We start from the raw sequence: 25,738 nt of genomic DNA, 5'->3' as shown, positions 1-25,738 counted from the left end.
TAATCGTATGAAAGAGTACCTGGAAAAATATCTGGCAGAATACAGAAGCTGTGTGGAAAATTATGCTTTGGAGCTGAGAAACCAGCCCATGCCGGAATTAACGGAAGAGAAATTTTCGCTGTTCGAAAAGACAGGAAACCGTATGATCTATGAAGAAGATTATTTTATCAGAAGAAAATATCTGGCGGTATATGCAATGGCTTATTGGATTGGGCGAAAAGAAGAAGATCTAAATAAACTGGAAGAAGTCATTGAAGCAGTCTGTATGGAGAACAGCTGGGCGCTTCCTGCTCATACAGATCGTAAAAACAATCCGGATTGGAGAAATACAGTGGACTTATTTGCCTGTGAGACTGGGCAGACATTGGCAGAGCTGATCACTATATTTCAACAGGATTTGAAAAAAGATCTGAGAGAGCGTGTGAAAAAAGAAGTGATAAGCCGTGTTCTGACTCCATTTTATCAGTCAGAGGCACCCTGCGAGCCCTGGGAATACAATACCAATAACTGGTGTGCCGTATGTGCGGGGGCAATAGGAAGTGCAAGTATTTATTTATTAAAAGATGTACCGGAGAAATGTCTGGAACGGATCCGATACTCCCTGACACATTATCTGAAAGGATTTACGGATGATGGTGCCTGCATGGAAGGACTGGCGTATTTTTCATATGGAATGTCATATTATGCAGGTTTTTCCCAACAGTATCTGGAATACAGCCATGGGGCAGCAGACTTGATGGCAGATGAGATAATAGCCTCCATAGCAGAGTTTCAGCAGAAATGTTATTTTGATTCAGGATTGACCGTAAGCTTTTCGGATGGATATATGAACGATTGTTTTCATATGGGCCTGACCTGTTATCTGGCGGGCAGGTTTCCGAATGTCCGGTTTCCAAACCGAAAGTGTGCGGCAGCATTTGATTCAGACAGCTGTTATCGTTTTATGACACTTTACCGGGATTATATATGGGTAGAAGCTTATCTGGAGAAAATTTCAGAAAATCAATACCAACGCATACAGCCTTGCCCTGACACAAATAACTCTGTTCATGGAAAAGTACACAGTGGGCTGGTAAAAGAGCCTGTCATTTTTGAACAGGCCCAGTGGTATATTGCACAGAGTGGTAATATGTGCGGCATGGCGGCTAAAGGCGGCAATAATGCGGAACATCATAACCATAATGATGTGGGCAGTTTCTTGTACCTAAGTAAAAATACCATGCTTCTGGCTGATCTGGGGGCCGGGGAGTATACGAAAGATTATTTCAGCGGCAAGCGTTACCAAATATTGTGCAATAGTTCCCTTGGCCATAATGTACCTGTAATTAATGGCAGTTTACAAATGGAAGGTGAGCGTTTTGCCTGTGACCGGTTTGAAGCAGATAAGAATGGCAATGTAGAAATCAGTTTTGGAAATGCATATGATCTGGACGAACTGGATGAAGCTGTCAGGAGAATCAGATTCAATAGGGAAACCGGTATGATGCAGATTACAGATACCTTTACAGGCGGGAACGGACTGGTGGATGTTAAGGAAAATCTGGTTACCAGGTATGTGCCAAGAATCAGGGGCAATAAAGTGCAGATCTGCGGAGGGAATGAGGATTGTACAGTAGAGATAGATGATCCGGATGTAAAAATATCTTATCAGGTTATGGAACATAAGAATCATGCAGGTAAAACAGAACATGTATTTCTGATACAGTGGCAGGTGGATGTAAATGATGGATATGGAAAATCTAAATTTCGGATTTATTGTAAATAGAACAGGTTCCACAGCTATAGAAAAAATTCAGATACCAAATCATCGGTATCTGAATTTTTTTGCCTAAAAAGTACCGATCTCTTAATAATCTCCTAATTGGAGGAAAAAGAAGCCCAAAATAGTATAAAATCTAATAAATTAAATACTAAAGCCTTTTTATACTTAAATGCTATAATGACGAAGAAAAACGAAAAGGCAAATTATAAGCCTTACATAATCGTATTTTTCCATATCTTATTTGAGATATAAAAAAGGAGGATTTTAAGATGAAAAGAAAGACAGTAATGAAGGTTCTGACTTGCGGAGCAGCAGCAGTTATGACAATGGGTGTTATGTCCGGGTGCGGAACAAGAGGCGGAGGAACCGCGGCCACGGGAACTGCCCAGTCCGCTGCCAAAGATGCAGGCAGTACATCCGGCGAAACGAAAAGTGACGCGAATGTAATGATCGGCTCTGCAATTTACAAATTCGATGATACCTTTATGACAGGTGTAAGAACAGCTATGACAGACCAGGCAAAAGCAGAAGGAATAGAACTTGAACTGGTGGATTCCCAGAACAAGCAGCCTACCCAGAATGAACAGGTAGATACCTTTATTACTAAGGGCGTAACTGCACTTGCAATTAACCCGGTAGACCGAACTGCCGCAGGTCCTATTATAGAAAAGGCAAAAGCAAAGAGTCTTCCTATTGTATTTTTAAACCGTGAACCGGAAGAAACGGATATGAAAAGCTACGATAAGGTATGGTATGTAGGTGCGAAAGCAGAGCAGTCCGGTCAGCTATCCGGAGAAATTATTGCTGATTACTTTAAAGCTAATCCGGATGCTGATAAAAACGGTGACGGCACCATCCAGTACGTAATGCTTCAGGGCGAACCTGGACATCAGGATGCGACACTCCGTACAGAATATTCGATTAAAGCCATTGAAGAAGCCGGATTTAAAACAGAAAAACTGGCGGCAGATACCGCTATGTGGGACAAGGCAAAAGCAACGGATTTAATGAAAGCTTTTATTACCGGACAGGGACTGGACAAGATTGAGGCAGTTATTTCCAATAATGATGATATGGCACTGGGGGCTGTAGAGGCATTGAAGGCAGAGGGCTACAATAAAGAAGACAAAGCAAAATATATTCCGGTAGTTGGTGTGGATGCCACAGCTCCTGCATTGGAAGCGATGAAAGATGGTTCTCTGTTAGGTACCGTATTAAACGATGCAGCCAATCAGGGAAATGCTACCATTAATGTTGCAAAAGCAGCAGTAGAAGGCAAAGAAATTAATGAGCAGAATATCGGCTATCCGGTTACCGACGGCAAATATGTCTGGATTGATTATGTAAAAGTAACTGCCGACAATTATCAGGAATATATGAAATAAAGGGATAGATATCAGACTTAGGGTTGTTCATTGACAGTATGTTAATGTAACAGCCCTTCTGATAGAAAGGAGCGGCAGCATGGGAGATATCGTATTAGAAATGAAAAATATTACGAAAGTATTCCCAGGGGTAAAGGCACTTGACCAGGTCAGCCTTACTGTAAAAAAAGGGAGTGTACATGCGTTGATGGGTGAAAATGGTGCCGGGAAATCAACGTTAATGAAGTGCCTGTTCGGAATATATCATGAAGATGGCGGGGAAATCATCCTGGATGGGAAGCCTGAAAAAATCATGACCTCCAAACAGGCTTTAGATTTGGGAGTCTCTATGATTCATCAGGAGCTGCATCCAATTCGTTTCAGGCCTGTAATGGAGAATATATGGCTTGGAAGATTTCCCAAAAGGGGAATTGTTGTAGACAAGAAAAATATGATCCGTAAGACAAAAGAGCTTTTCCAGGAAGTGGATCTGGACGTAGATCCCCAGGCATTGGCAGGCTCCCTGTCTGCATCCAGCCTGCAGCTTGTTGAAATTGCAAAAGCTGTCAGTTATCATTCAAAGATTATTATCATGGATGAGCCCACTTCGTCACTTACGGAAAATGAGACACACCATTTATTTAAGATCATACGCCAGCTCCAGGACAAAGGCTGTGCGATCATTTATATCTCTCATAAAATGGAGGAAATTCTGAAGATATCAGATGAAGTAACCATTATGAGGGACGGACAGTATGTGGGTACCTGGGATGCGAAAGACCTGACAACGGACTTGATTATCAGCAGGATGGTAGGAAGAAATATGACCAACCGTTTTCCTCCAAAAGAGTATTCGCCTCTTGATGAAGTGATACTAAAAGTAGAAAATTTATGTTCTCCGCTTCCCAAATCTTTTCAAAATGTTAGTTTTGAATTAAGAAAAGGTGAGATTCTGGGTATTGGCGGACTGGTAGGAGCCCAGAGAACAGAAGTGGTGGAAGCGATCTTTGGATTAAGGGAGATTGCGGAAGGAACCATTGCAAAGAATGGAAAAAAACTGGCGATCAGATCCCCACGGGATGCGATTAAAGAAAAGATCGCGCTGCTGACCGAGGAAAGAAGGGCAACCGGGATATTCGGGATTCTATCTGTTTTGGATAATACCGTGATTGCCAACCAGAAAAAATATGCCAGCATGGGAATATTGAGAGAGAGCCAACGGGTAAAAGCTGCAAAGGAATCAAATACAGAGTTAAGGACTAAGACTCCTAACCTGGAAGAAGCAATCCAGAACCTGTCCGGAGGAAATCAGCAGAAAGTACTGCTTGCCAGGTGGCTTCTGACCCAACCGGATATCTTAATTCTGGACGAGCCTACCAGAGGTATTGATGTAGGGGCAAAATATGAAATCTATACAATTATGCACAAGCTTGCAAGTCAGGGGAAATCTATCATTATGATTTCATCGGAAATGCCGGAGCTACTGGGAATGTCAGACCGCATTATGGTAATGTGCGAAGGCCGGGTAACCGGAATTTTAGAAACAGAAGAAGCAGACTCGGTAAGTGTCATGAATTGTGCAACGAAATTTATGAAATAAAGTTCTTAATCCTTGTGCAAGGTTTTAAGTTTGATAGAGAGAGAGGTAATACATATGCAGAAATCAGGGAAGATGGTTGCGCGTAAGCCATTTGCCGTTTCATTTATTACAGCAGGAGTTCTGCTGCTGGCTTTGGGTATTGTTCTATACTGGGCATTAGATCCGGCAGTCTTTTATGATCTTTACCTGTATGTAGCCCTGGTAGGGTTAGCAGCCCTGGGTTATGGAATCAATCAGCTTGCAGCCCGGAGATTCCACGGTACAGATGTAGAGCTGTCAGGTAAGACGGCAAAGAGGTTTATTACAAATAATGCGATTATGATCGCACTTCTGGTTTTAATTGTCGTGATTATGTTTATCCAGCCGCGTTTTATGCAGCTGCAGGTATTGCTGGATATTTTAACCCAGTCATCTACAAAAATGATTGTAGCACTGGGAATCTGTTTTACACTGCTGATAGCAGGTACAGACCTTTCGGCGGGACGTATGGTTGGTCTGGCGGCAGTCGTTTCGACTTCCATGCTGCAGACGGCTGATTATGCCAACAGATTCTTTCCGGACCTTCCGTACATGGCAGTCATTTTCCCAATTCTTTTAGCAATTGCGGCATGTGCCCTGTTTGGAATTTTAAATGGATTTTTAGTAGCGAAATTCGACATGCATCCATTTATTGCCACGTTAGCTGTACAGGTAATTGTGTATGGAGCATGTTCCCTTTATTTTGACATGGCACCAAACAAATCCCAGCCCATCGGCGGTATCCGCAGTGATTTTATCGTGCTGGGACAGAAAAAAATTCTTGAAATCGGCGGATTTCCGGGAATCTCTATTTTAGTTCCCATTGCCATCTTTTTCGTAGTTCTCATCTGGTTTATCCTGAACAAAACAGAATTTGGCAAGAACGTGTATGCAATCGGAGGAAACCGGGAAGCAGCAATCGTTTCCGGTGTGAATGTATTCAAAACCATTATGGGGATTTTCGTTCTGGCATCTGTTTTATATGGTGTTGCCGGAGTACTGGAAGCAGCAAGAACAGCGGGAGCCACAAACCAGTACGGTAACGGATATGAACTGGATGCAATTGCGGCCTGCGTTGTGGGCGGTGTTTCCTTAAACGGTGGTATTGGAAAAGTCAGTGGAATCGTCAGCGGTGTGTTGATTTTCTCCGTTATCCAGTACGGACTGCAGTTTATCGCCGTAAGCCCAATGTGGCAGCAGGTGATTAAGGGTATTATCATTGCTGTAGCAGTTGCAATTGATCTTACCAAATATAGGAAAAAATAGTTTAGAACCCCCAATTATTTTTCCGGTATGCCGCAGGTGTCTCACCTACGATGGATTTAAACTGGTGGATAAAATTACTCTCGCCGGTAAATCCTACCTGATTGGCAATATCGCTGATACTGTCGTGGGTGGTACACAGCAGGCGTTTGCTCTGGCTGATGCGGTAACCCGTCAGATAAGAGTAGGGGGTTGTGCCCACCTGCTTTTTGAAAAGACGGATAAAGTGAAATTTGGAAAAATGCACTTTTTCCAGAAGGGCATCAATGGAGACTGCCTCCTGGTAATGCATCTGTAAATATTCAACGGTAGCGGCAATATCCGAATTCCCGGGGGAGGACAGACCGGTATCCTGTACAAGACCCTCCAGCATTCCGGTCAGCAATCCGGAAATATAATGGCTGCACCGGGCGCAGGAAAGCAGTGTTCCTTCTTTTGTGATCCGGTACAAATTCTGGAAAGTTTCGAAAAAATGGTCGGTGTCGTTTGGGGAAATAGCATGGACTTTTTCCATGTTTAAAGAAGCTGCAAAGTCAGCTGCACCGCTACCGGACAGATGTGCCCAGGCAAAATCCCAGGGACTGGCGGATGCGTTCTGATATCGATGGTATTCATAAGATGGCAGAAGAACCGCCTGATGCCTGGAAAGTGTAATCTGCTGGTTTCTTACGGTAATCAGTCCTTCTCCTGAAAGGGTATAGAGAAGAATATGAAAATTCTGCCCGGAGCGCTCCGTAAAATAATTCTGTCCGGTCGAAAAAATACCGTCTGCCAGTACAGAAAAAGGAAAAGGAGCATTAACAGAATCAGGAGCAACAGCCGCAGTAAAAGAGTCCTTCAGGACATCCATATTGTAATGAATCATATGCATACCTCCGCAATTATTTGATATTATTCCGCAATTATCATGATTGAATACTGGTTATTCCTTGATATAATGATGATAACGCAGAAGATGAGAAATCGCAATATCTATTATAAGAACGGAGGTATTTTTTATGGGGTTTCAACTGGAAAAATTTATGGAGGAACTGAAAAATCCAAGTGCAATTATGCGGACGGCTCCGCTGTGGGTATGGAATGATACCATGACAGACTGCCAGATTGACCATGCGCTGGATGAATTAAAAAGCCATGGTTTCGGAGGGGCAATCGTACATCCAAGGCCCGGAATGGTAATTACCTATTTATCCGCAGAATGGTTTGAACAATGGGGATATGCCCTGGATGCGGCAAAAAAGCGGGGAATGAAGCTCTATATCTATGATGAAAATTCATATCCTTCCGGATTTGGAGGGGGGCATGTATCGGCAGAGTTGCCGGATTGCCTTGGAACTTCCGTCAGCTATCAGCTGGTACATAAAGATCAGCTGAAGACAAAAGAAAAGGCAGAGAAATGGTTTGACGATATCAGTCAGGTCCGGGTATTTGCCTGCGAGAAGATAGCTGGCGGGAAGGAAATTGGTGAGAAGATCAGATTATTAAAAGACATTACCCAGCTTCCGGGAAATAAGTGGGCAGAAACATCAGACTGGTTTATCATCATGGGGTTTGTAAAAGGGGAGACGACCGGATGGATGGCAGGATTTGCTAACGTGGACCTCCTGCGCAGAGAAGTAACAGATACATTTATCGAAAAGGTATACCAGCCTTATTATGATCACTTTGGCGGAGAATTCGGCAAGGCGATTCCGGCAATTTTTATGGATGAGCCTGCCATAACCGGAAGCGGTGTGTATGGAACTGCCGGAAGTGAAGCACTGCCTTACAGCTATTGGTTTTCCCATGAATTCTACAAGAGAAATGGATATCATCTGGAGGACTACCTCCCGTCTTTGTTTACGGACGCAGAAGCAGAGTGGTTTGTACATACGGATAAAGAAGTACGCCATGATTATTATGATACAACACGGGAATTGTGGGTACGGAATTTTGTGCTGCCATTGTCAAGATGGTGTGAGGAACACGGGATTGCTCTTACCGGACATTATATGGAAGATGATTGGCCAAGGGCGAGCGCTGGTACCACATCACCTAATATTATGGCAAATTTTGAATATATGGGATGGCCTGCAATTGATATGCTGGTCAATGATAAGTTATTGGAGCGGCCCAATGAACATGTGGGCTTAATTATGCAGGAATTAAGAAGTGCCGTTAACCAATTCGGACAGGAAAGATGTTTTTGCGAAGCGTTTGGTGCGGGGGGATGGGATTCCACACTGGCGGATTTCAAAAGAATCGGGGACTGGCTAATGGTAAATGGTGTTAATTTTATCAATGAGCATCTGACCTATACCTCCTATATCGGAGCCAGAAAGCGGGATCATCCCCAGTCATTTGACTGGAGACAGCCCTGGTGGGAGCAGTTTACCGGTGTGAATGATTATTTTGGAAGGGTATGCGCACTTTTATCCCAGGGACATATGGAACAGCGCGTATTGCTGATGCACCCCACACTTACCGGATATATGAGAATTATGGACGGGGAGCCATCGGGATTAGTTGTAAAGGATGATCTGGCTAAGACACCGGATATGCGTCCGTATTATGCCGCCATGCAGCAATTAATCGATGATCAGTGGGATTTTGATCTTGGAAATGAAGACATTATAAAGCGTCATGGCAAATCCATATCCGGCAGGATACAGCTGAAAAACCAGGAGTATCAGGTAATCCTGATAACCGGTGAAATGAAAAATATGCTTCAGACCACGGTGGATCTGCTGGAGAAATACCTTGACGAAGGCGGTCATGTAATCAGTCTTGGCATTCCGGGAGGTTACGTGGAGGGCAGGGAAAGCCATGTTGTGGAAGAAAAATTATGTCATCATAAGAACTGGATAATGGTAAATACCCCTTATGAAATGTCGGGAAAGCTGCGTGAATTTTTAAACAGCCGAATCGAAGCAGAGCACCCCTTTGAGACAGGAGTGGAACATATGAGACGTGTGTTAGATGAGAAATACAATGTCTATTATTTTGTGAACCACAGTCTGGGCAAAGTGAAAAATGTAATAACGTTAGATGGCAGGCAGGTGAAATACCTGGACTTATGGGATGGCAAAGCAAAGGTGTATCCTTATCAGGAAAAAGATGGAAAAGTTTCTTTTTCACTGGATTTAGACCGTTATGAATCAGCAATGTTCCTGGTAGGCCAACCGGGTGCAGATGAGTCAGAGATTAATTCCACAGATGAAACCTTTTCAAAACCAGCAGTGCAGGACAAAGCAGAAATTCCGGTAGTGTTAGATAAAATCCAAGCCGAATCTAAAAACAGCATGATTATAGATTACTGTGATCTGGAGCTGGACGGCAGGATATATAAGGATATGTGTGCGCTGTTTGCGGGCAAAGAGGTCTACCGGCATCGGGGATATCCCGATAATCCCTGGGATAACCAGGTTCAGTATAAGAGACGTTATCTGGACAGCAATCTATTTGGGGAAGGTACTGGGTTTACGGCATCTTACCGCTTCAGCGTGGAAGATGTTCCGGAAATAGTGGAGCTTGCAGCAGAACAGGGGCAGCAGTATGAAGTTATGCTAAACGGGAAACCTGTTATATGGAGAGAAGGATATTATCTGGATGACCTTACTGCAGTCGCTGATATTGCCGGGATGCTGAAAAAGGGCGAAAATATTGTAGTTTTAAAAACCGATAGATTTGATGTCAGACTGGAAGTAGAGCCTGTTTATATACGGGGTGAATTCCATGTAGTTCCAAGAGAAGGAATTTGGACTATTACGAAGAAGGAAAAACTTCAGTACGGAACCTGGATAGAACAGGGATATCCTATGTATGAAGGGGCCGTGCTGTACAGCTATACATTTTCAAAAGAAAAAGCGGGGAAAGTGATAGTATCCGTTCCGCAGATGGAGACCACCTGTGCTTCCTTATTTGTAAACGGTATAGAAACGGGATTGGTTGGAGTAAATGGAAATTATCTCTTTGACATTACAGAATACTGCGTTCCCGGAAATAACGAAATAATAGTCCGGGTCTGCGGCGGCTTCAAGAATCTTCTGGGACCCCACCACTGCGCAGATCAGCCGCGCAGGTCGGCATGGCCGGAGATGTGGAGGCAGTCACCACGGTTTGGAAGACCCGGGGCAGATAAATATGATTTGATTCCTTATGGAATGCAGGAAGGAATCCGTGTTTTTCAAAGCTGTTAAGGTAATACCGATCAACTGAATTTCAGCCGAAAAATGGACTGTCTCCAAATGATGATGGCAGCGGAAGCATATTCCGTTGCCATCCTTTTGTCTGTTTAAACCACTGCAGTGCTAACTAATTGGTGTACTTGCTCATTGTAAGCCGCAAGGTCGTCAAAATCAATTCAATAGAAAATCGTTCACTTGTGTATAAAAGTCTTTGGCTTCTTCGTAGGCTGCATGTCCAAGTCCATTATAGGTAATCAAACGATTGTCAGGTTACTCAGCTAAACCCCAATTTAAGATGAAATTGTTCGTTTTAGAGCGTGTTTGGTTCCACATTCTTCAGAATTTCCTGATACCGCAATGTTGCCAATGCACTGGGTTCTCCCTGTCTGCATAACGTAAGCCCGGACAGTTTCCGGTTGATACGCTGCACTACAATCTGTCCGTCCGACATTCTGGATTCCAGTGCATGAAATGCATCCAGGAAGCGGCTGTCTTTTCTCGCACGTTCATAAAATGATAGGACATAGACATAAAAAAAGAGGTTATAGCTGCGAAACGGATACTCCACCTGCATAAATAACTTGCCGATTCCGTAGTGGCATGGACCAATTGGCTTACGGATTGTCCAATGCGAAAGCAGGAAATCAACAGCCTGATCAAGCGCCGGTTCTTTGCCGAAATCATTGCTGTACCGGAAAGCATCCAGGGCATTCAGAGTTGGATGGGGATTTGAGTATTCCGTTTCCGGTCCCCTGCCGAAGCTGAATTTATTACAGCGCCATCCGCCATCGTGGTACTGTGTATCCAGCAGATGCTGTAATGTCTTTTTAACTCTTTCATCAGAAGAATATCCCATGCGGCAGAGTATACTGGCAGCATGGGTGGTATGACACGGATAGATCGCGCTCTTTGGGGTTAACTTCAGACGTCCGTCTTCCCTCCAGACACTGAATATCAGTTCTGCACATGCCTTTAAAACAGGATCATCCGGATTCAAACCTAAATCCAATAGATAAAGTACACTTTCCAAAGTTGAAAATGGAGAACCTTTAATCAGATTCTTATCAGGTGTAGCCCAATAATCTGCACCATTATCCTGTTTGTGGGATAATATTGCCTCAATATCAGAAAAATATTGTTTTTCTATAATCTTTTTTTCTACAGTCATTTCCAGCACCTTCCGTTTCTTATCTGTTTTTATTCCTAAATCAGAGTATAAAGCATAAATAAGACAACAGTCTGTCATATTTCATATAAATTCTTCGCCTGATTTAGAAATTGCTTCATTTCCTTCCTCAGGCTGTCCGGTTCAAGTATTTCAGCCTTATTTCCCAAACTGGCGATGGTACTGATCACCCATTGGGGATTCTCGGTTGAGAATGTAATAAATAAATTGTTATCTATTGTATTTATATTTTCAAAACCAAAAAGATCAATTGCCAGAAATTCAAAGGATTGATCCATTCTTATGGAGACCTGAACACCGCTGTTATTTGCAAATTGACTGTTCAAAGAAGGAATTTTATAATTTTTCCGTTCTACAAAAGTGGTTTCCCGGATTTTTAAATCAGTGATACGGTTGACCTTAAATATACGAAAATCTTCCCTGAAGGTACAATAAGCAAAAAGATACCAGTTTTCTTCTTTGAAAATTAATTTATAGGGTTCCACTGTTCTGCGGGAATAACCGCTTCCGCTATAATAGCACATTTCTAAAAGCTGGTGACCGGCAATCGCAGATCTGATTTTTTTGATACTGTGAGTCAACGTGCTTTTTTGATTCCAGGAAGTAAAATCAATAATCACATCATTTTCCAACAATAAATGATCCTCATTGCTGAAACGCAGTTTTGCCAGAAGGGTTTTGATTTTTACCTGATCGTCGATACTTGCCAGCCCCTGAATGGCGGCAATAAGGAAGTCCATGTCATCTCTATTAAGAGCTGATTTACTATAGCAAAAATCCGGCATCAGCGAAATTCCGCCTCCGATTCCCTGCTGAGCGGTAACCGGAAATCCGGCACTGGATAAATCCAGCAAATCCCGGTGAATGGTTCGGACAGATACTTCAAAATAGGATGCAAGCTCCTTTGCAGTAATTTTTTTCTGCTCTAATAAAATGCATAATATGCCAAACATACGATTACTTTTCATTTGTTTCACCTCATAGATATCATCATATGAAACAAGACATGGAATGTCAAGTTTTTGCTGATAAATTCAAGCCGGTCAGGATCTAAAATCCTTTAGATCATTTCTAAAAGTTCTTATCATTTTCTCAATTATTTGTAACCATTTCCCTCTTTAACGCGTCTAAATAGTGTAAAATTAAAACAAATCTTACAAAACATGATTTTTCCGGAAAAACATGAGGAAGGCGGTAAGAAAAATTGGATGAAATAAAACTGGCGAAGAAAGCAATGCATGGCAATGTGAATGCTTACGGGCAATTAATCGAGATGCATAAGCTTTATTTGTACCGGACTGCGTATCTTTATGCAAAAAATGAAGATGCTGCTCTGGACATCGTCTCGGATTGCGTGGTCAAGGCGTTTTCGTCTATTAAAACTATGAAAGAACCAAAATATTTTAAAACATGGCTGACCAGAATTTTAATCAATGCATCAAAAGATTATTTCCGCAGCCACAAAGATCAGGTACCATATGATGACCTTCCCCTTTCAGCCCCGGAAGGGGAAGTATCACTGGAAGAAAAATGGGATCTGTATGCAGCTATCGATATACTACCAGAAAAATATAGAAATGTTATATTACTGAAATATTTTGATGACTTAAAAGTAAATGAGATTGCAGATATATTAGATATTCCGGAAGGCTCAGTGAAAGCATATCTGAGTAGAGGCAGGGAAGAATTACGCAAATACTTAAAGGAGGATTATATTTATGTTCAATAATTGGAATGAGGTACCTACGTCGGATCGTTTGGATGAAACAATTATGGGAGGCATGAAACAGGTGAAAAAAATCCGTAAAAAGCAGGTAATAAAAAAGGTGACCTTGGGCGCCGGAAGTACAGTAGCCTTAATTACAGCATTTTTTATTTGGGGATTTTATAATCCTGTTTTAGCAGCTGAGATACCGGTGATTGGGGGGATTTTTAAAGATATAGAAAATGAAGTAGAGTTTTCAGGAAATTTTTCTGAAAAGGCACAAAATCTGGAGGGTGCTGCTATGGAATCAAATGATGCAGGGCTGTTAGTGAAAGCAGAAGAGGCTTATTGTGATGGAACTTCCATTTATGTAACACTTTCCATTTCGGGAGAGCAGCCGTTTCAGAATATGTATGATGAGTACACTGACGAAGATGGAATAACGCATCTGCCAACTTTAATGCTCGAAGGTAATGCCCAGATTAGTGAAGGAGGAGAATTGCAGGATAATGCAATAAGCAAAATAGAAGGGCGTTTAATTGATGAACATACATTTCAGGGAATGATGAAAATAGATCTGGATGAGGATTACACCCAATCAGATAAATCTTTCAATCTTAAGCTGAATCTGGATTCGATAACCTATGAAGACAGTAAATTGGCAGAGGAATCGATAAAAAATGAAAAGGAATATGAGATACCGGTAGGAGAAAATGAAAAGCCTAAGTTTAAGGAAGGATATGAGCCAATCATTCCATTGGTTACAACACAGGGGAATTGGCAGATGGATTTAAATGTCAAGGTTGATACAGATTCTGTAAAAGTTTATGATATAAATAAGGAAAGCAATGGATTTGGTATAGAAAAAGTGATCGTAACACCGTATGAGGTCAAGGTGAAAACCATACTGCCTGGCTTATATGCCAATCAGGAAGAGATCTTTGCAGTTAAGAAAAAATATTATAAAGAGGGTAAAGCAGCGGCACTTAAGGAGGGGAATACTTGGAAGGATCTGACTGATGAAGAGATAGATGAGAATTACTGGATTGCGACAACCGGTGATTATGCAGCGGCAGTTTTCGATCAAAATGGCCAAAAACTGGATTTTAGCTATGAGGAAGGTTCCCAAAACGGATCTTATCAGGTATATCCGCTGCAGGGAAGGAAAATAACGAAACTGTCTGTCTATGTGGGAGAAAATGCAATCTCTACTTTTAAGGAAAAAGACCAGAAAGCAATGGCTTCCAGAGCATTGTACGGCATAGACATAGATTTAACCAAATAAAATAAGTGCAAATTTATATGATACTGCAGGCTTCACATTAAAAATGTGTAGGCCTGCAGTATTTTTTTGAAATAATTAAAACCTTTTTGGACAGAGATCAGTTATATTAAATATAAGGGTTATTTTTAACAAGAAAGACAGGTTGTGGAGGAAAAGTTATGGAGGAAAAAGTTTTAGAAGGAAAGAAAAGTTATGGAGAAAAAGTTTAGTTTTAGAAGGAAAGAGAAGCTATGGAGAAAAAGACATAGGAGGAGGAAGATACTTGGATGACAGGCAGTTGGTTCATGAAGTACAACATGGCAATAAACAATATCTAAATGATATAGCAGAAAAATATTATGATGACATCTACCGGTTTTGTTGTTATCAGACCGGAGACCGGGACCAGTCCTATGATCTTGCCCAGGAAACATTTCTTCGTTTCATTCGTTACATAGATAACTACCGTTACCGCAATTTAAAAGGTTATCTTCTGACAATAGCAATGAATGTCTGCCGTGATTTTTATCATGGAGAGAAAAAACGGCAGGTGGATATTTCCCTCAATGATGAAGAAGCGGGATATGAAGAAGAACAGATATCGGGAGATGATCTGACGTTTCAAATGATAAAGAAAGAAAATTCGGGCTATATATGGAAGGCGCTGACAGCTCTTCCGCAGATGCAGAAAGAGGTCATTATTCTTCATTGCTATTATGAAATGAAATACAGAGAAATCAGTAAAATGACTGGTGCGAAGACGGCAACGGTGAAATCCAGAATGAAGCAGGGAATGGAGAAGTTAAAACATCTATTGAAGAAGGAGGATTTTTATGAATAAAAAGGATATCCCGGACCCACGGATTTTCATTGACCAGGATAGAAGAGCAGCGGCATTAAATCATATCCGTCAGGATGTTGAATTGAAGAAAGTCAGGTACAGCCCCTCCAAACTTCAGATACTGAAAATCCAGTTACAATATATTTCCAAAGAATATTGGAGCGGGCAGGCACTTTTAGCAGCTGCAGCAATCCTGCTATTTACACAGTATGGGGTGGTTCCGGATAAAATGCAGGAGTATCTGATCGGGGCATCCATGCTGGCAGCCTTGATGGGGCTGGTGTCTGTATTTGAAATCAGCCGCAGCCTGTCCTGGAATATGGCAGAACTGGAGCAGAGCTGTTTTCTGAATCTGGGACAGATATGGAGTATAAAAATGCTGATTTCAGGAGCAATAGACCTTTGTATTTTGACGGCAATGATTTTTAGCGTGGCAGATAAAATGAAGTACAGTATTTTTGCAGTGTGCTTGTATATCTTAGTTCCGTTTGTGGTGTCAAATGTCTGTTACCTGTTTTTTGTGTCTGCAGGCAGAAATTCAGGAAGAAAATGGATCCAGATAATCCTGGCTGTTTTCTTATGTATCGGATCGGCAATACCGGCTGTCATTCCCAGGGTTTACCGCACAGTTTATCTGCCGGTATGGACAGCAGTATTCTTAATTGGAACCATATTATTGGCAATTGAAATTTATGCATTATTACGTAAACTGAAGACGGGAGGAAAAGAATTATGCTGGAATTAAAATTGGAGGGGGTAAGTAAGCAGTACAACGAAAAGGCGGCAGTTGACCATATAGACCTTATTTTTAACAATGGAATATATGGGCTTCTTGGTGCCAATGGAGCAGGTAAAACAACGCTGCTTCGTATGATATGTAATATACTGCGGCCTACTAAAGGAGAGGTTCTGTGTAATGGGAGCCCGATCCAGAAACTGGGTGGAGATTACCGGAGAATGCTGGGATATCTTCCACAGGAATTTGGTTACTATCCGGATTTTACGGCATGGCGCTATATGATGTATCTGGCTTCATTAAAAGCATTGCCAAAGGAAATGGCAAAAGAAAAATGCAGGGAGCTATTAGAACTGGTAGGTCTGTCTGGGGAGGCAAAACAGAAAATAAAGACCTTTTCCGGAGGGATGATACGAAGGCTTGGAATAGCCCAGGCTCTGCTGAATGATCCGGAAATCCTGATCTTAGATGAACCTACGGCAGGACTAGATCCCAAGGAAAGAATCCGTTTTCGCAATATTATCAGCGCACTTGGCAGCAACCGCATCGTAATTTTATCCACACATATTGTCTCGGATATTGCGTATATAGCAGACAGAATATTGATCATGAAAAAGGGGCGGATTATAAAACAGGGAGTGCCCGATGATCTTACAGAATTTGCCAGAGGCAACGTATGGGAATGTCTCGTTCCTGAAAATAAGGCGGAAGAATATAACTGTAAATATGCCATCAGCAACCTGAAAAATATGAATGGACAGGTAATGCTTCGTATTATTGCAAAAGAAAAGCCTATGGAAAATGCTGTCCCGGAAGAACCAAATCTGGAAGATGTATATTTGTATTTTACAGAGGAAGCGGGTGGACAGCATGACAATTTTTAAAATGGAATTGTTCAAAATTTATTCAAAAAAAATAATATATTTCGGCTTGATCGGTAGTCTCCTGTTTCTGGCATTTTACTTCTGGATGTCGGTTCTTGGCAGTGAATATATGTATATCGATGGAAAATGCTATACCAGAACAGCCGCAATCAGGGAAAATATCAAGACAGCTCAGGAGTATGCAGGACCGTTGACAACAGAAAAAGTGCAGGATATCATAAAACGGTTTGGATATACCATTGAAGCTGACCAAATGGATGTAGACGTTAAAACCGGAAATACAGAACAAGGATATTATGAAAACAGCATCAATAGATATATCACGGAAAATTTAACAACGAAAAGGTTTGACCGAGAAGAAAAAATCAGGCTGGTTACTGAGCAGGATTCACCGAATATAGCTAAGCTAATGGATGGATCACACACTTTTGGTTACACAGATGGATGGGGAAACGATTTTCGGGAGATGCAGATGATGGTTATGGTGATCACTTCCGTTCTGATTATCATTGCGGCAGCGCCTGTATTTTCCGATGAATATGCTCTGCATACGGCGGATATCCTTCTGATTACCGTACATGGAAGACGAAAAAGCGCAGTTTCTAAAATATTGGCGGCACTATGCTTTTCTTCAATTTTATATTTGGCGGTCACTGCCCTGGTATTTAGTGCTTTTGCAGCCGCATATGGAATCAGTGGGTTTTCCGTAAGTGCAGATCTGGTTTTTCCAGATTTGGTTTTTTCTAATACAAATTATGGAACAGTAGGAGATGTATTGTTACAATATGTGGTAACAGGGCTCATTGCCTCCTGGGTAACTACCTGCATAACGCTATATTTTTCCGCCAGGCATAAACAGAGTTTTGCTGCGCTGATCTGGGGACTGCTGATGTATCTTCTGCCTTTAATTATTTACTCAATCATTTTGTCGCCGTTACGACCTACCAGGTTTATTATGTTATGCAGTATGATAGTCAAATGGTTTCCAATCTATCTGCCTGCTAATATATTGACAGGGGGAATGCCAATAGAACGTTTTTTAAGTTATGGGTGTTCATTCCTTTTGATTCTGGGAGGCAGTATCTTCGGCGTAAGGAAATATATGAGATACCAGGCGGGGTAGACTATACAAGGTAAAAACCTTAACCGTTGTTCCTGGGGCGGGACATAATCCCATATATGAACGGCCCGATGTACGCGACCAAGCGCTTTGAACCGTGAGAGAAACACTGTAAGCTATTCATGTTGGTAACAGCATTTTTGCATCAGTGTTGCAAAGTAAAACACTATATTTTCTCTATCCTATGCTTGAAATACGCGTTTACAATAAGAGTTGGGGGACTCCCCCAGCTCTTTTTTAAACATATGACTAAAAGCAGCCGTATCACTGTATCCCAGTTTTTCAGCCAAAGCAGTTATCTGTACGTTTCCTGCAGACAGCTGCTTTTTGGCATAGTCAATTTTAAGATAACGGATGTATTCCAGGAACGATTTCCCTGTTTTCTTTTTTAGCAGTTTTGTAACATACTGCCGGGTAAATCCGAATTTACTGCATAGCAGATCCAGATTGAAATTTCGGTCTAAAAAGTGAAGATACATATAAGCTGCAATATCATCTCCAATGTTTTGTTCCGATGTAAATCTGCGTGATTTTTGAATCATACTGTGAAGCAATTGTTGAAAAGAACTCTGGTTTTCCAACAGGGTATTATGATGGTATCGTGTTACGAATTGCTCGGCCAGTTCCATTGTGCTTTCTGAACAGGAAGATTGCAATGGCATCTGCAGTTTAAAATAGGGCGGAAACATGCCTGAACCGGTGTCCAGGATTTCCATAGAAGGCGCAGTGGGAACACCCCGATCACTGATATTCCATTCCTCCAGGGGCATGCAGTGTATGAAATAAAAAGATGCCGGATCCGGCTGGGGGTGTACCCCATAATGCAGCAGATTCGGAGTCTGTATAAACCAGTCCCCTTTCTTTAAAATGTAAAGCTGGTTATTCTCCATAATGTGTATACAGCCATAACGGACAAACATGATGTTAAATGCGGGAAAAATTCTTTTAACATGAACTTCGTTTGGCACAAAGTCTTTACGCCCACAAAAAATAAAAGAAGGCATGCTGTGGGAGAGATTGGAAAGATAGGCTGTTTTATATGTAGATACAGGCATAAAAATCCCCTTTCATATTATTTATTGTAAATGGAAGCTTTGATAAGATGGATACTATACTGAATGATAAATACTGCTTTAGTTTCCAAAATAACAAATGACGGTTCCAGGAAAACATATACTTTCCTAAATATATTCTATATAATTATGCTTGTCAACAGGCAAAAGCATGAAGAACCAGGAGGAAAATCAGCATGATACCAATTTTAGAAAAAAATATAAAGGATACTCCATTTGTTTCCAATGAAGAGATGGAACGAGTATATAGAGAACTGCAGACACCTTATAAATGGGGAGCAGTCATCAAAAAGGAACAACAGTTGACAGACTGCCCCACAATCTTCCAAAAAGACGGAATCTGGTATATGATGTACACAGCAATAAATCCCAGTGCAGAAAATATGGGATATGATACCTATCTTGCTAAAAGCTTTGATTTACTGCATTGGGAGGAAAGCGGAAGGATTCTCACCAGAAGCAAGGCAGGCTGGGACGGATGTCAGGTAGATGCAGGTCTGGCATTGATGGACACCGCATGGGAAGGAGATCATGCACTGCATTCTTATCAGGGAAAATATTGGGCAACCTATATTGGAGGAGCGCTTCCTGGTTATGAGACACCGCCACTGCATATTGGTCTGGCATGCACCGATGATCCAACCCAGGCAAAAGAATGGAAAGTAAAAGCCGAGCCGATACTGCGCATGGACGATGAGGACAGCAGGTGGTTTGAAGCATTTACCCTGTACAAATCATATGTATTTCGCGATGATGAGGAAACTTTAGGCTATCCGTTTGTGATGTTTTATAATTGCAAAGGAGCTGCTGATATGCCGGAGCGAATCGGGATTGCCGTATCGGAAGACATGGAGAGGTGGGAACGTTATGGAGAAAATCCCGTCATAGATAACGGAGACACCAAAGGAAACTTCATTTCCGGTGATCCTCAGATTATAAAAATGGGGGATCTGTGGGTAATGAATTATTTTATTGCAATGTCTAAAGACGGTATATGTACTGCTTTTGACACCTTTGCGGTATCCAGGGATTTGGTGCACTGGAGGAAATGGGAAGGGCAGCCCCTGATTGAGCCTGAAGAAGAGTGGGAGAATACTTTCGCCCATAAACCATTTGTGCTGAAAAATAATGGGATTGTATACCATTATTACTGTGCATGTAATGATAAAGAGGAACGGTTTATTGCAGTTGCGACATCAAAAGAGATATAGCTTGTGCGTGGTAAAAAATTCCGCCCCGCGGAAAGATTTTATTTGTTTCCAGGAAAACAGCAGTAAATATGTGTAAAGATATTTACTGCTGTTTTTATAAATTGTACTTAAACGCTAGACTTCATTTTTGCTTTATTATAGTACATCGCATTGTCAGCCCTTTTGAATACATCCTGGAATGTATAGTCAGTTGCCTCTGAATAGACAGCAATTCCTTTTGCTACAGAAATTTTGATTGTATTATGTGGCTGTTCATTGTAAGCATCAATATCCTTTTGCAGCTGATTCAGTAATTGGATACTATTTTTATAATCATCATTTTCTAACAGCGCCACAAATTCATCCCCCCCAATCCGGTAGATGGGAGTTTGTTTGAAAGTATGACAGATGATTTTACAGGTATCTGCGATTAGTATGTCACCAAAGTCGTGTCCATAGGTATCATTTACATTTTTCAGCCCATTAATATCAAAAACGATCACAGCAAATTCGGGCCGTTTTAATCTGGCAAGCTCATCCATTTTGTTTGCAACTTCTAGGTATGCAGTCTTATTCTTTACACCTGTGAGTGGATCACGATATGCAAGCTCATTAATATAGGATATGTACTTATGAAGATGTTTGACAGTTTCACGAAAGCTCTCAGCCAAAGTTCCTACTTCATCATTGGAATGATGAGTTATGGAAATGCTTAAATCTCCCGCAGCTATTTTTTGTGCTGCTGCAGTCAGTTCCAGCAGTGGTTTCACAAGTCGCCTGGTAAAAATAAAGGTTAGTATGGCGGTAAGCGCCACAATCACAAATGATGCAATCAAAATCTGCAGTATCAGCAGGTTAGCCTGTTTGTCGATATCTGAGATAGGAGCGGCTAGTACAAGCCTCATTCCATTTTGCAGGCTGCGAAATGCAGCTTTTCGCTGATAGCCGTGATAGCTATAAGATATCAGAGAGTTCTCGCTGGAATTTTGAAGAAGCATTTCTGCAGCTTCCCGAAACTCCCCATTATTATAATCCATTAACGATGTACCCCGGGGCAAGTCCTGATGATAAATGAGATTAGCTTTCTCATCTGTTAAATATGCATACCCATTTTGATAAACGTTAGTTTCGTCAACAATTGTCTGAAGTACACTAAAATCAATATCCATTCCAACAACGCCTATAAAAACATCATCAACGTAAAATGGAATTACAAAGGAAATCATCTCAATATTGATATTATCGTTCAAATAAGGTGCCATCCAGGTGCCCTTTTTGTTTTTTGCAGGTTCATAGAACCATCCGACCCTGGAGGTATCAGATGAATCATAGAGGGAAAGATTAGTAGGTTCTAGCGGTTGAAAAGTGCTGTCAGTACTGCTTTTGCTGCAAAACAGTCCGGATGTGGGACTGGTATATTCAGGATTATAACGTATATAAACAGTCATGGCACCTTCTGTATTTGTTGCTGCATTAATTGCAATGTCTGTTAGATGTTCTGTGTACTGATCCACATAAGCAGAATCCGTCTTAAATTTTTCAGTGCTTTCTATCTGTCTGGAAGCATAGAGGGTCAGTGTGTTAACTGACTGTTCAATCCTGGATAGAAGAGCGCTGATTTCTTGTGATTTATTTTCACAAATTAAATTCATGATCTGGGCAGAATCGGCTGATACGGCACGTTTTGAACTTAAAATGCTGAAACTTCCAATGACAAATGAAGATAATAGCATGCATCCCAAAACAAGTGCAATTACTTTAGTCTTTAAAGATTTCATTAGAAATCGCTCCTTTTTTAATGATTTTTGTATTTTCTTTATTTTATAACAGTTACTACACCAGTATTATATCCTGAGACAGAATAGTTAACCCAATAGAGCGATTTATAGAATTTGTATATAGAGTTTAATTATAAATAACTGCTTGACAAGACCCACTATATTTAATAGAATGAGAGTACTTACTTGCATAACAGAAAGGCGAGAAAAATGGATGATACAAGCCAAAAAATAATAGATGCTGCATTGACTTTAGTAAGAGGTAAAGGTTATGTGGCGACAACCACGAAGGACATTGCCAGGTTAGCAGGGGTGAATGAATGTACATTGTTTCGGAAGTTTGCGAATAAAAAGCAAATAATAATGTGTGGAATGGAACAGGAAAAATGGAGGGGAAATATCACTCCGGAGATATTTCAAAATGTTCAGTGGGATTTACAGCCGGATCTGGAGATGTTTATGATGGAATACATGAACCGGATAACATCTGATTTTGTAAAACTTTCGATTGGACTTCGGGCTCCGCAGATCTATGATGACGTAGCTCCATTAATTATGAAAATACCACAGACATTTATATCTTCGTTAACTGATTATTTAGTAAAAATGGAGCAGAAGGGTAAGGTACCACATTCAGATTTTGAATGTCTGGCAATGACTATTTTTTCAAGCACATTTGGTTATACATTTCTCAGTGCTTCCTTTGAACAAAATCTGGTTAAAACAGATCGGGATCTATTTATAAAACAAACGGTTACAACATTTGTTAATGGAATATTACAAAAATAAAGCAACGGTACAATCTCATGAGCGTACCGTTAAAAAATAGCTATATAGCAAGCAAGTACTTGCATACAAAAAGGAGGAATATACAATGAAAATATCAGGAGCAGATTTATTTGTGAAAGCATTAAAAGAAGAAAAGGTAGATACGCTATTTGCTTATCCCGGCGGGCAGGCCATAGATTTATTCAATGCACTTTATGGAACAGAAGGTATCAATGTTATTCTGCCCCGCCATGAACAGGGATTGATCCATGCCGCTGATGGTTACTCACGATCAACGGGTAAGGTGGGAGTTTGTCTGGTTACAAGCGGTCCGGGTGCAACAAACCTGGTAACAGGTATTGCAACGGCCAATTATGACAGCGTACCCCTGGTTTGCTTTACCGGTCAGGTGCCAACTCATTTGATTGGAAATGATGCTTTTCAGGAAGTTGATATTGTCGGTATCACCAGAAGCATCAGTAAATATGCCATTACGGTGCGTAAACGTGAGGATTTGGCAGCGGCCATCAAAAAGGCATTTTATATTGCAAAATCCGGTAAGCCCGGTGTGGTTGTCGTTGACCTGCCAAAAGATATCCAACAGGAAATGGGAAGTGATCTTTATCCCAAACAAATTGAAGTTAGGAGTTACAAACCAAACACTGCAGTACATATTGGCCAGGTTAAAAAGGCATTGGAATGCCTGGGGAGCTCGGATAAACCATTATTCCTTTTAGGCGGCGGAGTCAACATTGCTCATGCCGGCAGGGAAATGACAAAACTGGCAGAAAAAACTGGTATACCGGTTGTAACTACGATTATGGGAAAAGGTGCCGTTCCAACCAATCATCCTCTATATATCGGCAATCTTGGTATCCATGGCAGTTATGCGGCAAATACTGCAATTAGTGAATGTGATGTACTCTTTTCCATCGGAGTTCGTTTTAACGACCGGATCACCGGAAAAGTAAGTGAGTTTGCTAAAAAGGCAGCTATTATCCATGTGGATATTGATCCGGCATCCATTTCCAGGAATATCGTAGTTGATATTCCGATTGTGGCAGATGCTAAAAATGCAATTCTTACACTTTTGGATAAAGCACAACCTTTAGAAATAGAAGCATGGATAAAACAGATTTACACTTGGAAACAGCGGCATCCGCTTAAAACAGAGCAAAAAAGGGCAACGGGTGTGACACCACTGGCCGTTATAAATGAAATCAACGACACCTTTGATGATGCGGTAATTACGACGGATGTAGGACAAAATCAGCTCTGGGCTACTCAGTTTCTGGAATTAACAGAGAGTAAGCAAATGTTGACTTCCGGCGGTTTAGGCACGATGGGGTACGGCTTTCCGGCAGCCATTGGAGCAAAATTAGGAAATCCCGATAAGGATGTTATTACAATTTGCGGTGATGGAGGTATTCAAATGAACATACAGGAAATGGCAACTGCCATTGTCTATGAATTGCCGATTATCATCTGCATATTTAATAATGGATACTTGGGAAATGTCCGGCAATGGCAGGAGATGTTTTATGATAAAAGATATTCCAGTACGTGTATGCGCTACCGAAAAAGCTGTTCCATTACATGCAATACGCCAACGAAATGCTGCCCGGAATATATCCCTGATTTTATTCATCTGGCAAAAAGTTATGGTGCCACAGGTATCCGGGTACAGAAAAAAGAAGATATTAAGGATGCATTATTAAAGGCAAAGAAAAATGAAAAGGTACCTACGGTGATTGAATTTATAATAGAACGGGAAGAAAACGTACTGCCGATTGTTCCTCCGGGAAATCCCCTGAAAGATATGATAATTGGAGGTGGAAATTAACGATGATGAAAAAACGATGGATCAGTCTTTTAGTTGAAAATGAAGTTGGTGTTTTGGCACGCATTGCAGGCTTGTTTTCTGGTAAATCCTATAATTTAAATAGTTTAACTGTAGGCTCAACAGAGGATATCTCCATTTCCCGCATGACGGTGGAAGTGTGGCAATTGAGGCTATCAGGAATTGCATCTAATATGATAGTATGTTAAACTTATTATAAATTTTAGTGAAGTTCTGCTTTATCAAATCTAAATTTACGGAAGGAGGCCACATTTATGAGAAAACCCAGTGAATATGCTTCCCGGCAAACTAACAATGCCTGGCTGGATTTTTCAAAAAAGCTGGAAGCTATTTCCCGCAGCAGCTATTGCGGTGATATAAATGAGTATATTGATTTTTGCAAGAAGGATCTTTTGCAGACGAAAAAAGGAGAGGCTGACAGATATTATGAATATTTGCTTTCAAAAGTTGGAGATGGAAAAATGAAAGCGACAACGATGGGAAAGAAGATCCGTGAAATCCATAAATTTTCCGAGTACATTGCCCGTGATAAAGCAAAATATCAGGCACCGGCTGGATTTGACGATTTTTTCTATGAATATTTAATCAGACTGGTGTCAGCAGATCAGCTTGTTAGTCCTGTTCCCATGGAACATCTGGATGCACTTTTAAAAGTGGCAGAAAGCAACCCAATGTACTATACCATGCTGGTCCTATTTGGACGTATGGGACTTTCTTCTACAGAAGTCTGTGCCTTAAAACCCAATGATCTTGTGGCTGATCCAAATGGAGTCTTTATAATCTTAAAGGAAAGTGATGAACTACGATATGTTCCGGAAGATGTAGCTGCAGTTCTGGAACATTACTTAAGCATAAGAAAAGACTGTGAATATCTGTTTTACAACCGTTCACAAAGTAAATTAAATGTTCAATACTGCCATTTAATGATGAAGAAGCTCACGAAGGCTGCAGGTGTTCCGGGATACAGTGCCAGGGACCTGAGAAATACCTGCGGCAGCATTATGTTCGCCTATGGTGCCAAGCCGGAGCAGGTTGCAGGCCAGCTTGGCATCACTCAGATGCATATAAAGCGTTACGACAACGTGTTATACAATGAAAATCTTAGTAAGGCGGCAAACGATCTTGTAAAAATAAAGATAGAACCGCCCGTTGTTTGAAT

Annotated in this window: 20 protein-coding genes and 1 pseudogene; 16 read left to right on the top strand and 5 right to left on the bottom strand. The window is 41.1% G+C overall.

All coding sequences use genetic code 11. The features are described 5' to 3' along the window. The first annotated feature begins 7 nt into the window (after positions 1 to 7). The 4 genes from QR40_RS18595 to mglC all read left to right on the top strand — a co-directional run bounded on the left by QR40_RS18595 (position 8) and on the right by mglC (position 6,010). Positions 8 to 1,765: a heparinase II/III family protein gene (locus QR40_RS18595; RefSeq protein ID WP_044288957.1), complete on the top strand. Its 1,758-nt coding sequence runs from the start codon at positions 8 to 10 to the stop codon at positions 1,763 to 1,765. Positions 1,766 to 2,031: 266 nt separating this feature from the next. Beyond that, positions 2,032 to 3,147: a galactose ABC transporter substrate-binding protein gene (locus tag QR40_RS18590; protein WP_027292981.1), complete on the top strand. Its 1,116-nt coding sequence runs from the start codon at positions 2,032 to 2,034 to the stop codon at positions 3,145 to 3,147. Positions 3,148 to 3,226: 79 nt separating this feature from the next. Next, positions 3,227 to 4,726 (top strand): sugar ABC transporter ATP-binding protein, encoded by a 1,500-nt coding sequence (locus QR40_RS18585; protein ID WP_027292980.1) that lies wholly within the window; start codon positions 3,227 to 3,229, stop codon positions 4,724 to 4,726. Positions 4,727 to 4,780: 54 nt separating this feature from the next. After that, a complete protein-coding gene (mglC, locus tag QR40_RS18580) occupies positions 4,781 to 6,010 on the top strand; it encodes a galactose/methyl galactoside ABC transporter permease MglC (protein WP_027292979.1) in 1,230 nt (409 codons plus the stop codon). Position 6,011: 1 nt separating this feature from the next. On the opposite strand, the gene QR40_RS30040 is transcribed toward mglC, so the two are convergent. After that, positions 6,012 to 6,872 (bottom strand): AraC family transcriptional regulator, encoded by an 861-nt coding sequence (locus tag QR40_RS30040; protein ID WP_027292978.1) that lies wholly within the window; start codon positions 6,870 to 6,872, stop codon positions 6,012 to 6,014. A 133-nt stretch (positions 6,873 to 7,005) separates the two neighbouring features. On the opposite strand from QR40_RS30040, the gene QR40_RS18570 reads away from it, so the two are divergent. Beyond that, positions 7,006 to 10,185, top strand: coding sequence for a glycosyl hydrolase (locus QR40_RS18570; protein WP_027292977.1), 3,180 nt, complete (start codon positions 7,006 to 7,008; stop codon positions 10,183 to 10,185). 298 nt (positions 10,186 to 10,483) lie between these two features. Here QR40_RS18570 and QR40_RS18565 read toward each other — a convergent pair whose 3' ends face one another. Continuing rightward, on the bottom strand, positions 10,484 to 11,341 hold the full coding sequence (locus tag QR40_RS18565; protein WP_027292976.1) for a prenyltransferase/squalene oxidase repeat-containing protein: 858 nt from the start codon (positions 11,339 to 11,341) through the stop codon (positions 10,484 to 10,486). Positions 11,342 to 11,415: 74 nt separating this feature from the next. Next, a complete protein-coding gene (locus tag QR40_RS18560; RefSeq protein WP_027292975.1) occupies positions 11,416 to 12,327 on the bottom strand; it encodes a helix-turn-helix transcriptional regulator in 912 nt (303 codons plus the stop codon). A 236-nt stretch (positions 12,328 to 12,563) separates the two neighbouring features. Here QR40_RS18560 and QR40_RS18555 point away from each other — a divergent pair, with 236 nt between their 5' ends. From QR40_RS18555 to QR40_RS18530, 6 genes are all read left to right on the top strand, one after another. Beyond that, the gene (locus QR40_RS18555; RefSeq protein WP_027292974.1) at positions 12,564 to 13,088 is read left to right on the top strand and encodes a sigma-70 family RNA polymerase sigma factor; all 525 of its coding nucleotides are present in this window, start codon (positions 12,564 to 12,566) and stop codon (positions 13,086 to 13,088) included. Then, positions 13,078 to 14,349 (top strand): DUF4179 domain-containing protein, encoded by a 1,272-nt coding sequence (locus QR40_RS18550; RefSeq protein ID WP_027292973.1) that lies wholly within the window; start codon positions 13,078 to 13,080, stop codon positions 14,347 to 14,349. Before QR40_RS18555 ends, QR40_RS18550 begins: the two co-directional genes overlap by 11 nt. A 262-nt stretch (positions 14,350 to 14,611) precedes the next feature. Beyond that, positions 14,612 to 15,169 carry an RNA polymerase sigma factor gene (locus tag QR40_RS18545; protein ID WP_027292972.1) on the top strand — a complete coding sequence of 186 codons (558 nt, stop codon included), beginning with the start codon at positions 14,612 to 14,614 and terminating at the stop codon, positions 15,167 to 15,169. Further along, entirely contained in the window at positions 15,162 to 15,914 is a 753-nt protein-coding gene (locus QR40_RS18540) for a bacteriorhodopsin (RefSeq protein WP_027292971.1), read from the top strand. Before QR40_RS18545 ends, QR40_RS18540 begins: the two co-directional genes overlap by 8 nt. Beyond that, complete coding sequence (locus QR40_RS18535) at positions 15,902 to 16,789, top strand: ABC transporter ATP-binding protein (RefSeq protein WP_027292970.1); 888 nt, start codon at positions 15,902 to 15,904, stop codon at positions 16,787 to 16,789. The genes QR40_RS18540 and QR40_RS18535 overlap by 13 nt, the downstream gene beginning before the upstream one ends. Then, a complete protein-coding gene (locus QR40_RS18530) occupies positions 16,776 to 17,912 on the top strand; it encodes an ABC transporter permease subunit (RefSeq protein WP_044296351.1) in 1,137 nt (378 codons plus the stop codon). The genes QR40_RS18535 and QR40_RS18530 overlap by 14 nt, the downstream gene beginning before the upstream one ends. A 179-nt stretch (positions 17,913 to 18,091) precedes the next feature. Here QR40_RS18530 and QR40_RS18525 read toward each other — a convergent pair whose 3' ends face one another. After that, the gene (locus QR40_RS18525) at positions 18,092 to 18,964 is read right to left on the bottom strand and encodes a helix-turn-helix transcriptional regulator (protein ID WP_044296350.1); all 873 of its coding nucleotides are present in this window, start codon (positions 18,962 to 18,964) and stop codon (positions 18,092 to 18,094) included. A 194-nt stretch (positions 18,965 to 19,158) separates the two neighbouring features. On the opposite strand from QR40_RS18525, the gene QR40_RS18520 reads away from it, so the two are divergent. After that, positions 19,159 to 20,193, top strand: a complete 1,035-nt coding sequence (locus tag QR40_RS18520) for a glycoside hydrolase family protein (RefSeq protein WP_044288955.1) — start codon at positions 19,159 to 19,161, stop codon at positions 20,191 to 20,193. Positions 20,194 to 20,300: 107 nt separating this feature from the next. On the opposite strand, the gene QR40_RS18515 is transcribed toward QR40_RS18520, so the two are convergent. Further along, complete coding sequence (locus tag QR40_RS18515; RefSeq protein ID WP_044296349.1) at positions 20,301 to 21,950, bottom strand: diguanylate cyclase; 1,650 nt, start codon at positions 21,948 to 21,950, stop codon at positions 20,301 to 20,303. Between the two features lie 210 nt (positions 21,951 to 22,160). Between QR40_RS18515 and QR40_RS18510 the strand changes: the two genes are divergently transcribed. The 4 genes and pseudogenes from QR40_RS18510 to QR40_RS18495 all read left to right on the top strand — a co-directional run bounded on the left by QR40_RS18510 (position 22,161) and on the right by QR40_RS18495 (position 25,736). Beyond that, positions 22,161 to 22,739: a TetR/AcrR family transcriptional regulator gene (locus QR40_RS18510; protein WP_027292966.1), complete on the top strand. Its 579-nt coding sequence runs from the start codon at positions 22,161 to 22,163 to the stop codon at positions 22,737 to 22,739. Between the two features lie 85 nt (positions 22,740 to 22,824). Next, complete coding sequence (gene ilvB / locus QR40_RS18505; protein WP_044296348.1) at positions 22,825 to 24,561, top strand: biosynthetic-type acetolactate synthase large subunit; 1,737 nt, start codon at positions 22,825 to 22,827, stop codon at positions 24,559 to 24,561. Between the two features lie 2 nt (positions 24,562 to 24,563). Next, positions 24,564 to 24,713, top strand: a pseudogene (ilvN, locus tag QR40_RS18500) (acetolactate synthase small subunit); the annotation flags it as partial. A gap of 120 nt (positions 24,714 to 24,833) precedes the next feature. Then, the gene (locus tag QR40_RS18495; protein WP_044296347.1) at positions 24,834 to 25,736 is read left to right on the top strand and encodes a tyrosine-type recombinase/integrase; all 903 of its coding nucleotides are present in this window, start codon (positions 24,834 to 24,836) and stop codon (positions 25,734 to 25,736) included. The last annotated feature ends 2 nt before the right edge of the window (positions 25,737 to 25,738 follow it).

Origin of the sequence: Robinsoniella peoriensis, from assembly GCF_000797495.1 — a bacterium.
GTDB lineage: Bacteria > Bacillota > Clostridia > Lachnospirales > Lachnospiraceae > Robinsoniella > Robinsoniella peoriensis.
The sequence above is the reverse complement of the archived record's forward strand: the minus strand, read 5'-3'. Positions and strand labels throughout refer to the sequence as shown.

Coding starts and splice junctions, on each gene's coding strand:
- QR40_RS18595 (WP_044288957.1), top strand. CDS start 8: ATGAAAGAGTACCTGGAAAAATATCTGGCAGAATACAGAAGCTGTGTG.
- QR40_RS18590 (WP_027292981.1), top strand. CDS start 2,032: ATGAAAAGAAAGACAGTAATGAAGGTTCTGACTTGCGGAGCAGCAGCA.
- QR40_RS18585 (WP_027292980.1), top strand. CDS start 3,227: ATGGGAGATATCGTATTAGAAATGAAAAATATTACGAAAGTATTCCCA.
- mglC (WP_027292979.1), top strand. CDS start 4,781: ATGCAGAAATCAGGGAAGATGGTTGCGCGTAAGCCATTTGCCGTTTCA.
- QR40_RS30040 (WP_027292978.1), bottom strand. CDS start 6,872: ATGATTCATTACAATATGGATGTCCTGAAGGACTCTTTTACTGCGGCT.
- QR40_RS18570 (WP_027292977.1), top strand. CDS start 7,006: ATGGGGTTTCAACTGGAAAAATTTATGGAGGAACTGAAAAATCCAAGT.
- QR40_RS18565 (WP_027292976.1), bottom strand. CDS start 11,341: ATGACTGTAGAAAAAAAGATTATAGAAAAACAATATTTTTCTGATATT.
- QR40_RS18560 (WP_027292975.1), bottom strand. CDS start 12,327: ATGAAAAGTAATCGTATGTTTGGCATATTATGCATTTTATTAGAGCAG.
- QR40_RS18550 (WP_027292973.1), top strand. CDS start 13,078: ATGTTCAATAATTGGAATGAGGTACCTACGTCGGATCGTTTGGATGAA.
- QR40_RS18540 (WP_027292971.1), top strand. CDS start 15,162: ATGAATAAAAAGGATATCCCGGACCCACGGATTTTCATTGACCAGGAT.
- QR40_RS18535 (WP_027292970.1), top strand. CDS start 15,902: ATGCTGGAATTAAAATTGGAGGGGGTAAGTAAGCAGTACAACGAAAAG.
- QR40_RS18530 (WP_044296351.1), top strand. CDS start 16,776: ATGACAATTTTTAAAATGGAATTGTTCAAAATTTATTCAAAAAAAATA.
- QR40_RS18525 (WP_044296350.1), bottom strand. CDS start 18,964: ATGCCTGTATCTACATATAAAACAGCCTATCTTTCCAATCTCTCCCAC.
- QR40_RS18520 (WP_044288955.1), top strand. CDS start 19,159: ATGATACCAATTTTAGAAAAAAATATAAAGGATACTCCATTTGTTTCC.
- QR40_RS18515 (WP_044296349.1), bottom strand. CDS start 21,950: ATGAAATCTTTAAAGACTAAAGTAATTGCACTTGTTTTGGGATGCATG.
- QR40_RS18510 (WP_027292966.1), top strand. CDS start 22,161: ATGGATGATACAAGCCAAAAAATAATAGATGCTGCATTGACTTTAGTA.
- ilvB (WP_044296348.1), top strand. CDS start 22,825: ATGAAAATATCAGGAGCAGATTTATTTGTGAAAGCATTAAAAGAAGAA.
- QR40_RS18495 (WP_044296347.1), top strand. CDS start 24,834: ATGAGAAAACCCAGTGAATATGCTTCCCGGCAAACTAACAATGCCTGG.